This is a genomic window from Candidatus Methylomirabilota bacterium, assembly GCA_036005065.1.
GTDB lineage: Bacteria > Methylomirabilota > Methylomirabilia > Rokubacteriales > DASRDR01 > DASYQW01.
In genome coordinates, this window is the sequence record DASYQW010000381.1 from 1 (window position 1) to 12,693 (window position 12,693).

General features: G+C 66.9%; 9 protein-coding genes and 1 pseudogene. All 10 read left to right on the top strand.

Translation table 11 applies throughout. The annotated features are described in order from the left end of the window. Positions 1–102 precede the first annotated feature (102 nt). The 10 genes and pseudogenes from secE to rpsG all read left to right on the top strand — a co-directional run bounded on the left by secE (position 103) and on the right by rpsG (position 12,625). Positions 103–294, top strand: coding sequence for a preprotein translocase subunit SecE (gene secE / locus VGW35_25675; protein ID HEV8311067.1), 192 nt, complete (start codon positions 103–105; stop codon positions 292–294). A gap of 7 nt (positions 295–301) precedes the next feature. Then, the gene (gene nusG / locus VGW35_25680) at positions 302–832 is read left to right on the top strand and encodes a transcription termination/antitermination protein NusG (GenBank protein ID HEV8311068.1); all 531 of its coding nucleotides are present in this window, start codon (positions 302–304) and stop codon (positions 830–832) included. A gap of 80 nt (positions 833–912) precedes the next feature. Further along, complete coding sequence (gene rplK, locus VGW35_25685) at positions 913–1,338, top strand: 50S ribosomal protein L11 (protein ID HEV8311069.1); 426 nt, start codon at positions 913–915, stop codon at positions 1,336–1,338. 10 nt (positions 1,339–1,348) lie between these two features. Continuing rightward, the gene (gene rplA, locus VGW35_25690; protein HEV8311070.1) at positions 1,349–2,053 is read left to right on the top strand and encodes a 50S ribosomal protein L1; all 705 of its coding nucleotides are present in this window, start codon (positions 1,349–1,351) and stop codon (positions 2,051–2,053) included. A gap of 10 nt (positions 2,054–2,063) precedes the next feature. Next, complete coding sequence (rplJ, locus tag VGW35_25695) at positions 2,064–2,630, top strand: 50S ribosomal protein L10 (protein HEV8311071.1); 567 nt, start codon at positions 2,064–2,066, stop codon at positions 2,628–2,630. Further along, complete coding sequence (rplL, locus tag VGW35_25700; protein HEV8311072.1) at positions 2,631–3,020, top strand: 50S ribosomal protein L7/L12; 390 nt, start codon at positions 2,631–2,633, stop codon at positions 3,018–3,020. It begins immediately after the preceding gene. Positions 3,021–3,190: 170 nt separating this feature from the next. Next, a complete protein-coding gene (gene rpoB, locus VGW35_25705; GenBank protein HEV8311073.1) occupies positions 3,191–7,195 on the top strand; it encodes a DNA-directed RNA polymerase subunit beta in 4,005 nt (1,334 codons plus the stop codon). Between the two features lie 176 nt (positions 7,196–7,371). After that, a pseudogene (gene rpoC / locus VGW35_25710) lies at positions 7,372–11,397 on the top strand (DNA-directed RNA polymerase subunit beta'). A gap of 229 nt (positions 11,398–11,626) precedes the next feature. Next, complete coding sequence (rpsL, locus tag VGW35_25715) at positions 11,627–12,010, top strand: 30S ribosomal protein S12 (GenBank protein ID HEV8311074.1); 384 nt, start codon at positions 11,627–11,629, stop codon at positions 12,008–12,010. A gap of 144 nt (positions 12,011–12,154) precedes the next feature. Continuing rightward, a complete protein-coding gene (gene rpsG / locus VGW35_25720) occupies positions 12,155–12,625 on the top strand; it encodes a 30S ribosomal protein S7 (protein ID HEV8311075.1) in 471 nt (156 codons plus the stop codon). Positions 12,626–12,693: the final 68 nt, after the last annotated feature.

Sequence of the window (12,693 nt, forward strand, 5' to 3'; positions counted from 1 at the left end):
CGGGGGAGGGTCCGAGCGCGGGCTTGGCCCGCGCCACGGTTCCCGGGGGAGGTCTCGGCGGGAGTCTGCCGCGACCCCCTCCGCAACGGGACGCAGAGGGTGATGGAGTTTCTCGGGAAGATCCGCGAGTTCTTTCACGACGTGCTGGTCGAGTTCCGCAAGGTGAGCTGGCCCAGCCGGCGCGAGGTCATGGGCTCGACGACCGTCGTCATCGTGGTGGTGGTGGTCCTGGCGGTGTTCCTGGCCGCGGTGGACATCGCGCTCTCCCGGCTGGTCGGCCTCATCTTGCACTAGGACGGTCATGGCGAAGCAGTGGTACGTGGTGCACACCTACTCGGGATTCGAGAACAAGGTGGCCGAGGCGATCCGGCAGCGGGCGAAGATCTTCGGCCAGGAGGACCACATCAGCCAGGTGGTCATTCCCACCGAAGAGGTCGTCGAGGTCCGGAAGGGACAGAAGCGGATCACGCCGCAGAAGTTCTTCCCGGGTTACGTGCTGGTCGAGATGGAGATGACGGACGACTCCTGGCATCTGGTGAAGTCGACGCCCAAGGTGACCGGGTTCGTCGGGTCGGGCCCGCGTCCCGCGCCGCTGCCGCAGGGGGAGGTCGAGGAGATCCTGCGACAGATGGAGGTGGGGGCGGAGAAGCCCAAACCCAAGTCCATCTTCCAGAAGGGCGACAAGGTGAGGGTGGTCGAAGGTCCCTTCGTCAATTTCACCGGGACCATCGAGGACATGAACCCCGAGCGCGGAAAGCTCAAGGTCATGGTGGCGATCTTTGGTCGGCTGACGCCCGTTGAGCTCGAATACTACCAAGTGGAGCGCATGTAGCGATGGAAGGCCTACGGAAGCGCAGAGCAGGCCTCGGTCCGGACGGGCGCTCCCTGCGACAGAGAGGGTGACGGGGATCCATGGCCAAGAAGATCCAGGCGGTCGTCAAGCTCCAGATCCCGGCCGGCAAGGCCAACCCCTCGCCGCCGGTGGGACCCGCCCTCGGCCAGCACGGCGTGAACATCATGGAGTTCTGCAAGAGCTTCAACGCGCAGACGGGCTCCCAGGAGGGTCTGATCCTTCCGGTCGTGGTGACCATCTACGCCGACCGGTCGTTCAGCCTGGTCGTGAAGACTCCGCCGGCCTCCGTGCTACTCAAGCGCGCGGCCGGGATCGCCAAGGCGTCGGCCAACCCCCTCAAGGACAAGATCGGCAAGGTGACGCGGGGCCAGGTGCGCGAGATCGCCCAGACCAAGCTGCCCGATCTCAACACCGACAACGTCGACCAGGCCATGCGGATCGTCGAGGGGACGGCGCGCAGCATGGGCATCGAAGTCGTCGGGTAGGGAGGCATCGATGGCGGTAGGAAAGCTCTACGCGAAGGCGGTCGAGCAGATCGATCCGACGAAGGCGTACACGGTCGAGGAAGCGGTCGACCTCGTGAGGAAGGTCGCCTACGCCAAGTTCGACGAGACGGTGGAGATGGCCGTGCGCCTCGGGGTGAACCCCAAGTACGCGGACCAGATGGTCCGTGGCGCAGTGGTGCTGCCGCACGGCACCGGCAAGGCCGTGCGGGTCCTCGTGTTCGCCAAGGGCGAGAAGGAGCGCGAGGCCCGCGAGGCGGGGGCCGATTTCATCGGGGCCGAAGACATGGTCGAGAAGATCCAGGGCGGCTGGCTCGACTTCGACACTGCCGTCGCCACCCCCGACCTGATGGGGCAGGTGGGGCGGCTCGGCAAGATCCTGGGCCCGCGAGGGCTGATGCCGAACCCCAAGGTCGGCACCGTGACCTTCGACATCGCGCGGGCGGTGCGGGAGGTCAAGGCCGGGAAAGTCGAGTTCAAAGTGGATAAGGCCGGCAACGTGCACGTCCCGGTAGGGAAGAAGTCGTTCTCGGCCGAACAGCTCGCGGCCAACGCGCACGCCGTGCTGGAGGCCCTGGCGAAGGCGAAGCCGGCCGCCGCCAAGGGCCAGTATTTCCGCAGCATCACGCTGGCGACGACGATGGGACCCGGGATCCCGGTGGACGTCCAGCGGGTCGCGAACCTCTACAAGAAGTGAGGAGCCCACTGTGCCGACGCAGGCCAAGGCCGAGACGATCGAAGAGCTGAAGAGCAGCCTGGCCGACGCCCGGGCCGCCGTGCTCACGGAGTACCGGGGGCTCACGGTCCAGCAGCTGTCCGAGCTGCGGAAGCAGCTCAGAGCGGCGGCGGCGGAATACCGCGTCGTCAAGAACCGACTCGCGCGGATCGCGCTGGAGGGCTCGCCCCTGGCGGGATTGCGGGCGCATCTGACGGGGCCGACCGGCCTCGTCATCGTGCGGCGGGACCCGGTGGCGGTGGCCAAGGCCCTGTCCGCCTTCACCCGCACCAACCCCGCGCTCACGGTGAAGGCCGGGGTCATCGATGGCCAGATTCTGGAGCCGCGGGAGCTACGGGCGGTGGCCGACCTCCCGTCGCGGGAGGCGCTCCGGAGTCAGCTGATCGGCGCCGTCCAGGGGCCGATGGGGCAGCTGGTGGGGCTCCTCACGGCCCCGCATCGCGAGCTGGTCCACGTTCTCGCGGAACGTGGCAAGGCCGCCTCGGGCGATGACGCGACCCAAATGGCCGGCGAATCTCACACCACGACGGAGGGATAGATGGCGACCAGGATCGAGGAGATCGCGGAGCAGCTGGACCACTTGACCTTGCTGGAAGCGGCCCAGCTCTCGAAGCTCTTGCAGGAGAAGTGGGGAGTGTCGGCGGCGCCGGCCGCGGTGGCGGCTGGTCCTGGCGGGGCCGGGGCCGGGGCGGCGCCGGCGGCGGTCGAGGAGGAGAAGACCGAGTTCGACCTGGTCCTCACCGGCGCCGGTGAGAAGAAGATCCAGGTGATCAAGGTCGTTCGTGAGCTCACCGGACTGGGCCTGAAGGAAGCCAAGGCGGTCGTCGACGAGGCGCCCAAGCCGGTGAAGGAAAAGGTGTCCAAGACCGAAGCCGAGGACATGAAGAAGAAGCTCGAGGAGGTCGGCGCCTCCGTCGAGATCAAGTAGCCGCCATGCCGATACCCGTCGCAGCCCGGTGTCCTCGGCCCTCGCCGCACCTCGACGTATGCGGCATACGGCTCGGTGCGGCTCGGGCCTGCGTCCTTGACCGGCTCGGGTCTCAGCCCGGCGGGCGCGGCGATCGCGCCACCGCCGGTCGCCTGAGTGAGAGGGAATAGATGGCAGGACAGATCCAGTGCGGTCGTCGGACTCGGAAGGACTTCGGGAAGATCCCCTCCATCGTGGAGATCCCGAACCTGATCGAGATTCAGCGGAACTCGTACGAGGCGTTCCTCCAGAAGGACTACGCCCCCGAGCACCGGGAAGAGATGGGCCTCCAGGGCGTCTTCAAGAGTGTCTTCCCGATCACGGACTACAACGAGAACGCCTCACTGGAGTTCGTGGGCTATCACTTCGGCGAGCCGAAGTACACCGTCGAGGAATGCCACGACCGGGGCATGACGTTCGCCATTCCCCTCAAGGTGACGCTGCGCCTGGTGGTCTATGAGCACGACAAGGAAGCGCGCTCCCGCACCGTGAAGGACATCAAGGAGCAGGAAGTTTATCTGGGCGAGCTGCCGCTCATGACCGAGAAGGGAACCTTCATCATCAACGGGACCGAGCGGGTGGTCGTGAGCCAGCTCCAGCGCTCGGCGGGCGTCTTCTTCGATGACGACCGCGGCAAGACCCTCGCCTCCGGCAAGAAGATCTACTCCGCGCGCATCATCCCCTATCGGGGCTCCTGGGTCGAGTTCGAGTTCGACGCCAACGACATCCTCCACGTCCGGATCGATCGACGGCGCAAGATGCTGGTGACCGCGTTCATCCGGGCGTTCTGGTTCCTCGAGAAGAACACCGTCCTCTCCGATGAAGACATTCTGGGCGCGTTCTACGACCTCGAGGAAGTCGTGGGATTCGAGGATGGGCGGGCCCTCGTCAAGCTCGACCCGAGCGTGCACAACGAGGAGACGCGGGTGGCCGAGGACATCAAGCCGCCGCGGCACCGGGAGCCGGTGATCCAGGCCGGCAAGCGCCTCAACGCCAAGGTCGTGGCGAGGCTCCAGGAGCTGGGCGTCGACCGGATCCCGGTCAAGCCCGAGCACCTGGAAGGCCGGCGCACCGGCGGCCGGGTGATCGACCGCGAGACGGGAGAGGTCATCCTGGAGCCCAACCAGGAGCTGACCCACGAGGTCGTGGCGCAGCTGCAGGCTCGGTCGGTGACGCCGTTCAAGGTGATCTACGTCAACCCGGACCGGAATGACGCCTCCATCTACGAGACGCTGGCCCGGGACGGGCACCGGAATCCCGACGAGGCGCTCGTGGAGATGTACCGGCGGCTCCGTCCCGGCGATCCCCCCACCGTGGAGTCGGCCCGGGCCCTCTTCCGAGGGATGTTCCTGGACGCGCGTCGGTACGACCTGGCCCGCGTGGGCCGATTCATGCTGAACAAGAAGCTCGGGATGGAGTCGCCGCTGGCCTGGAAGACGTTGCGCTCGGAGGACATCATCCAGGTGATCCGACGCCTGCTGGCGGTCAAGCAGGAGAAGTATCCGACGGACGACATCGATCACCTGGGCAACCGGCGCGTCCGCTCGGTGGGGGAGCTCCTGGAGAACCAGTTCCGAGTCGGCCTCACGCGCATGGAGCGGGCCGTCAAGGAGCGGATGTCGATCGCCGACATCGAGAATCTCATGCCGCACGACCTGGTCAACGCCAAGCCGGTGTCGGCGGTCGTCAAGGAGTTCTTCGGCTCCTCCCAGCTCTCGCAGTTCATGGACCAGACGAACCCGCTGGCCGAACTGACCCACAAGCGCCGCCTGTCGGCCCTGGGGCCTCGCGGGCTGAGCCGGGAGCGCGCCGGCTTCGAGGTCCGAGACGTCCACCCGACTCACTACGGGCGCATCTGCCCCATCGAGACGCCGGAAGGGCCGAACATCGGGCTCATCTCCTCGCTCTCGACCTACGCCCGCATCAACGAGTTCGGCTTCATCGAGACGCCCTACCGCCGGGTCGAGAACGGTGCCGTCACCGACGACATCATCTTCCTGACCGCCCTCGAGGAGGAGCAGGTCGTCATCGCCCAGGCCAACGCCCAGGTGGACAAGCGGGGGCGCTTCGTGGCCGAGCGCGTGTCGGCCCGGAAGACCGGGGAGTTCAAGCTGGTGCCGCCGGAGGAAGTCCAGTACATGGACGTCTCCCCCAAGCAGCTCGTGTCGGTGGCGGCCAGCCTGATCCCCTTCCTGGAGAACGACGACGCCAACCGCGCCCTGATGGGCTCGAACATGCAGCGGCAGGCGGTGCCGCTGCTGGAGCCGGAGGCGCCGCTGGTCGGCACCGGGATGGAGCACATCGTCGCCCGGGACTCGGGCGCGGTCGTGGTGGCGAAGCGGGGCGGCGTGATCGACTCGGCGGCCGCCGACCGGGTCGTGGTCCGGGCCGAAGCGCGTGGGAAGAAGGCCGATCCGGTCCAGGATCTGCCGCTCGACATCTACAACCTGACGAAGTACCAGCGCTCGAATCAGAACACCTGCATCAACCAGAAGCCGATCGTCCGGAAAGGCCAGCGGGTCACCGCCGGGGAGGTCATCGCCGACGGTCCGGCCACCGATCAGGGCGAGCTGGCGCTGGGCCGGAACGTCCTGGTGGCGTTCATGCCCTGGGGCGGGTACAACTTCGAGGACGCCATCCTGGTCTCGGAGCGCCTGGTGAAGGATGACCGGTACACCTCGATCCACATCGAGGAATTCGAGATCCAGGCGCGGGACACCAAGCTCGGCAAGGAGGAAATCACTCGCGACATCCCCAACGTGTCCGAGGAGGCCCTCAAGGACCTCGACGAGTCGGGCATCGTCCGCATCGGGGCCAAGGTCAAGGCGGGCGACATCCTGGTCGGAAAGATCACCCCGAAGGGGGAGACCCAGCTCACTCCCGAGGAGAAGCTCTTGCGGGCGATCTTCGGCGAGAAGGCCGGGGACGTGCGGGACACGTCGCTGACCGTGCCGCCGGGGATCGAGGGCACGGTGGTGGACGTCAAGGTCTTCTCGCGGCGCGGCATCGACAAGGACGAGCGCGCCAAGTCGATCGAGGAGGAAGAGGTCGGCCGCCTGGAAAAGGACTACCAGGACGAGGTCGCCATCGTCGAGATGGAACGCGACCAGAAGCTGAAGAACCTCCTGGTCGGCAAGACCCTGATCCAGGACCTGGTGGACGGAAAGAAGCGGACGCTGGGCCGCAAGGGCCAGAAGATCGAGCGGGCCTGGCTGGATGAGCTGAGCTGGGACGAGCTGACCAAGGTGAAGGTCAAGGAGGACGAGGGGCTCGCATCCAACATTCGCAAGATCGACGAGAAGGCCGAGGAGGACATGGAGATCCTGCGGACGATCCGGGAGGAGAAGGTCGCCCGGCTCCGACGCGGCGACGACCTGCCGCCCGGCGTGATCAAGATGGTGAAGGTCTACGTGGCCGTCAAACGGAAGCTCTCGGTCGGCGACAAGATGGCGGGCCGGCACGGCAACAAGGGCGTCGTCTCGCGGGTCCTCCCGGAGGAAGACATGCCCTACCTGCCGGACGGCACACCGGTCGAGATCGTGCTGAACCCCCTTGGGGTGCCTTCGCGGATGAACGTGGGCCAGATCCTGGAAACCCATCTCGGGTGGGCCGCCCGCGTGCTGGGCGTGTGGATCGCCAGCCCGGTCTTCGACGGCGCCACCGAGGACGAGATCAAGGACCATCTCCGCCAGGCCCAGTTGCCCCACTCGGGCAAGACGGCGCTGTACGACGGGCGGACCGGCAAGCCGTTCCACCAGGAAGTCACGGTGGGCCAGATCTACATGATGAAGCTGGCCCACCTGGTCGACGACAAGATGCACGCCCGGTCGATCGGCCCCTACTCGCTGGTGACCCAGCAGCCGCTGGGCGGCAAGGCCCAGTTCGGCGGGCAGCGGTTCGGCGAGATGGAGGTGTGGGCGCTGGAAGCCTACGGGGCCGCCCACACCCTCCAGGAGATGCTGACGGTCAAGTCGGACGATGTCGAGGGGCGGAACCGGATCTACGAGGCGATTGTCAAGGGCGAGAACTTCCTCGAGCCGGGCACGCCGGAGTCCTTCAACGTACTCGTGAAGGAGCTCCAGAGCCTGGCCCTGGATGTCGAATTGATCCAGCGCGACGGGAAAGGAAGGGCCTAGCACGGACACGGGAGGTCGCCGAGCGGCGTAAGGTCCCCGTAGTGCGTGAATGGCTCCGGGCCGAGAACCGCAGGACGACGGGACGCGACGGGTATCGGCCCGGCACCTAGGAGGAGCGAATGCTGACTGATCGGCAGTTCGGGAGTCTCATCAGGGAGGACAAGCCCACGAAGGACCTGTGGGGCATCCTTGACGCCCGCTACCCGAAGCCCATCACGTTCGATTCCATCCGGATTCGGCTGGCCCCGCCGGAGAAGATCCGGCAGGTCTGGTCGAGCGGCGAGGTCAAGAAGCCGGAGACCATCAACTACCGGACGTTCAAGCCGGAGCGCGACGGGCTCTTCTGCGCCCGGATCTTCGGGCCGACCAAGGACTACGAATGCGCCTGCGGCAAGTACAAGCGAATGAAGTTCGCGGGCGTGATCTGCGACAAGTGCGGCGTCGAGGTGACGCGGGCCCGGGTCCGCCGCGAGCGCATGGGCCACATCGAGCTCGCCTCGCCGGTCTCCCACGTCTGGTTCTTCAAGGGCCTCCCCAGCCGGATCGGCCAGCTCCTCGACATGTCGCTCCGCGATCTGGAGAAGATCCTCTACTTCGAGGAGTACGTGGTCCTGGACCCGGGCCCGGCGACGCTCAAGCGGAAGGAACTCCTCACCGTCGACCGGTACCGGAAGCTGTCCGATGAGCACGGCGCCGACCGGATCAAGGTCGGGATGGGGGCCGAGGCGATCCGCGAGCTCCTGCGCGACCTCAACCTGGATGAGCTGGCCCGGGAACTCCGGGCCCAGATGATGTCGGAGACCTCTGCCCAGAAGCGGAAGAAGACGGTCAAGCGCCTCAAGGTAGTGGAAGCCTTCATCAAGTCCGGCAACAAGCCGGAGTGGATGATCCTGGAGGTCATCCCCGTCATCCCGCCCGAGCTGCGGCCGCTGGTGCCGCTGGACGGAGGCCGCTTCGCGACCTCCGACCTCAACGACCTCTACCGGCGGGTCATCAACCGGAACAACCGCCTGAAGCGGCTGATGGAGCTGAAGGCCCCGGAAATCATCATCCGCAACGAGAAGCGGATGCTGCAGGAGGCGGTGGACGCGCTCTTCGACAACGGCCGCCGCGGGCGGGTGATCACCGGCCCCAACAACCGGCCGCTGAAGTCGCTCAGCGACACGCTGAAGGGGAAGCAGGGACGGTTCCGCCAGAACCTGCTCGGCAAGCGCGTCGACTACTCCGGGCGCTCGGTCATCGTCGTCGGCCCCCAGCTCAAGCTCCACCAGTGCGGGCTGCCGAAGAAGATGGCCCTCGAGCTGTTCAAGCCGTTCATCCTGCGGAAGCTCGAGGAGCGGGGGCTGGCCTCCTCGATCAAGAGCGCCAAGAAGATGGTCGAGAAGGAGCGGCCCGAGGTGTGGGACATCCTGGAGGAGGTCATCAAGGAGCACCCGGTCATGCTGAACCGGGCCCCGACGCTCCACCGCCTCGGGATCCAGGCCTTCGAGCCGATCCTGGTCGAGGGGAAGGCCATCGAGATTCACCCTCTCGTCTGCACGGCCTTCAACGCGGACTTCGACGGCGACCAGATGGCCGTCCATGTGCCGCTCTCCATGGAAGCCCAGCTCGAGGCGACGGTGCTGATGCTCTCGGCCCACAACATCCTCTCCCCCGCCAACGGCGGCCCGGTGGCGATCCCGACCCAGGACATGGTTCTCGGGATCTACTACCTGACCAAGGAGCGGAAGGGGGTGAAGGGCGAGGGCCGCGTCTTCGCCGACATGGAAGAGGTCCGGATGGCGTACGACGCCGAGGACGTCGACCTCCAGGCGCGGATCAAGGTCCGCGGTGTCAACACCCTCTCCGAGCCTGACCCGAGCGAGGGCGAGGCGCGGAGCCCGGAGCGGTGGAAGGACTACACCACCGTGGGACGGGTGCTCTTCAACGAGATCGTCCCGCTCCCGCTCCGGTTCGTGAACCGCGAGTTGAAGAAGAAGGAGCTGACGGCCCTGGTCGCCGAGAGCTATCACCGGCTGGGCAGCGCCGAGGCCGTGAAGTTCCTCGACGATCTCAAGGATATTGGCTTCCGCTACGCGACGCTGTCTGGTCTGTCGATCGGCATCGATGACATGCAGACGCCGTCGTCGAAGAGCCGCCTCATCGAGGAGGCGCGGCGCCTGGTCATCGAGGTCGAGCAGCAATACCTCGACGGCGTGATCACCAACGGCGAGCGGTACAACAAGGTGGTCGACATCTGGGCTCACGTCACCGAGGAGATCGCGGACGAGATGTTCCGCGAGCTCGAGTCCGGCGAGCAGGGCGGGGAGTTCAACCCGATCTTCATGATGGCCGACTCGGGAGCCCGCGGTTCCAAGCAACAGATCCGCCAGCTGGCCGGCATGCGCGGCCTCATGGCCAAGCCTTCGGGCGAGATCATCGAGACGCCGATCACCTCCAACTTCCGCGAAGGCCTGACCGTGCTCGAGTACTTCACCTCGACGCACGGAGCCCGGAAGGGCCTGGCCGACACCGCCCTCAAGACGGCGGACTCGGGCTACCTGACCCGCCGGCTGGTCGACGTCGCCCAGGACGTCATCGTCAGCGAGCCCGACTGCGGCACCGTGAAGTCGATCGATGCCACGCCGCTGGTCGAGGGCGGCGAGATCATCCAGTCGCTGCGGGACCGCGTGCTGGGCCGAGTGGCGGCCGAGGACATCCGCGACCCGTTCACGGACGAGATCATCGTGGCCGCCAACATCGAGATCGACGAGGAGCTGGCCACCCGGATCGAGGACTCGGGTCTCGAGCGGGTGAAGATCCGCTCGGTGCTGACCTGCGAGGCCAAGCGCGGCGTCTGCATCATGTGCTACGGACGCAACCTGGGGACGGGCCGGCTGGCTGAGCTCGGCGAGGCGGTCGGCATCATCGCCGCCCAGTCGATCGGCGAGCCCGGCACCCAGCTGACGATGCGGACGTTCCACATCGGCGGCACCGCTCGCATCACGGTCCAGTCGAAGCACGAGACCAAGCACGGCGGGATCGTCCGCTACCACAACCTCCGGACCGTCATCAACCGCGACGGCGACCGGGTGGTCATGAACCGGAACGGCGAGCTGGCCGTGGTCGACGACAAGGGCCGAGAAAAGGAGCGCTACCCGATCGTCTACGGCGCCAAGATCAAGGTCGAGGACGGCAAGCGAGCGACCGCCGGCCAGGTGCTGGTCGAGTGGGATCCCTACACGACTCCGATCCTGACCGAGGTATCCGGCAAGCTCGTCTATCGGGACGTGGCCGACGGCGTGACGCTGCGGGAGGAGATCGACGAGGTCACCGGGCTCGCCAGCAAGGTGATCATCGAGGACCAGGAGGGGCGGCTCCAGCCGCGAGTCTCCATCAAGAACGAGCGGGATGACACCGTCGGGCGCTACACGCTGCCCGTCAAGGCGCACCTGCTGGTCGGCGACGAATCGACCGTGTTCGCCGGCGACGTCATCGCCAAGATTCCGCGGGAGACGACCAAGACCAAGGACATCACCGGCGGTCTGCCCCGGGTGGCCGAGCTCTTCGAGGCCCGCAAGCCGAAGGAGCAGGCCGTCATCACCGAGATCGACGGGATCGTCGAGTTCGCCGGCTTCGTCAAGGGCATGCGGAAGATCGTCGTCAAAGCCGACGACGGGGAGGCGCGCGAGTACCTGGTGCCGCGGGGCAAGCACATCACGGTGCGGGAGGGCGACCGGGTGAAGGCGGGCGAGCCCCTCATGGAAGGCTCGGAGAATCCGCACGACATCCTGGCCGTCCTCGGCGACAAGCGCCTCCAGGAGTACCTCGTCAACGAGGTGCAGGAGGTCTACCGCCTGCAGGGCGTGACCATCAACGACAAGCACATCGAGATCATCGTCCGCCAGATGCTGCGCCGCGTCCGCATCGACGAGGTCGGCGACACCGACTTCGTGGTCGGCGAGCTGGTGGATCGGTTCGTGTTCCAGGAGGAGAACGACAAGGTGGTCACCGCCAACGGGCGGCCGGCCACCGCCAAGCCCATGCTGCTCGGCATCACCAAGGCATCACTGTCCACCGACAGCTTCATCTCGGCCGCGTCCTTCCAGGAGACCACGCGGGTCCTCACCGAGGCGGCGATCAGCGGCAAGGTGGACGAGCTGCGCGGGCTCAAGGAGAACGTGATCGTGGGTCGGCTGATCCCGGCCGGCACGGGGCTCGCGCTGTATGCCAAGGCCGATCTGGAGACCGACATCGGAGAGGCGGCTCGGGCGCCCGAGCCGGTGGCGGTCACGCCCGCCGCCGAGGCGCTGCCGGAGCCGTCGATGCCGGTCGACCGGCCGGCGGTCGGGTGAGGACGGGGGCCGTTCCCGGGTTGACTTACCCGGGGGAGGCTGGTATAAATTGGGAGTTTTGCGCTAGCATTTGACCGGCTAGCGATTGAGAGGCCGCATGCCGACCATCAGTCAGCTCGTCCGTCAAGGCCGCGAGGCGGTACGCAAGCGGTCGAAGGCGCCCGCCATGGGGGGCTCCCCCCAGAAGCGGGGAGTGTGCATCCGTGTCTACACGGTCACCCCGAAGAAGCCGAACTCGGCGCTGCGGAAGGTGGCCCGGGTGCGGCTGACGAACGGCATCGAGGTGACGGGGTACATCCCCGGGGTCGGCCACAACTTGCAGGAGCACTCGATCGTGCTGATCCGCGGGGGCCGCGTGAAGGACCTGCCGGGGGTGCGTTACCACATCATCCGGGGAATCCTCGACGCGGCGGGCGTGGCGAACCGCCGGCGGAGCCGATCGAAGTATGGCGCCAAGACGCCGAAGGCCGGCGGCGCCTAGGGGACGCGCGGTGCTGATACACCGAGTTCCGGATTCCTCGTCCGTACACGGCGCGCCGAAGCGCTCCGAGCGCGGGCTTTGCCCGCGCAAGTTGTCCGGGGGACAGGTTCGGAAGGGGGGCGCAGCCCCCCTCCGAGGATAGCTATGCCACGACGGGCGATCATTCAGCGGCGCGAGGTCCTCCCCGACCCCAAGTACGGGAGCCGCCTCGTCGCCAAGTTCATCAACGCGATGATGGAGCGGGGCAAGCGGAGCCTGGCGGAACGGATCATGTACCAGTCGCTCGACTTGATGGGCGATCGCGCCAAGCAGGATCCGCTCAAGCTCTTCAAACAGGCCGTCGACAACGTCAAGCCGGCCCTCGAGGTCAAGTCCCGGCGTGTCGGGGGCTCGACCTACCAGGTGCCGGTGGAGGTCCGACCCGAGCGGCGGACCTCGCTGTCGATGCGCTGGATCGTGGGGTTCGCCCGCAAGCGTCCCGAGAAGACGATGCAGGACCGCTTGGCGGCCGAGCTCCTCGACGCGGCCAACAACCGGGGGGCGTCCGTCAAGAAGCGCGAGGATACCCACCGAATGGCCGAAGCCAACAAGGCGTTCGCCCACTACCGCTGGTAAGTCACTTCGGGGGGGTCTTCCGAGACCCCCCCGAGGCCCCCCCTCGGACAAGTTGCGGCGGCGGAGCC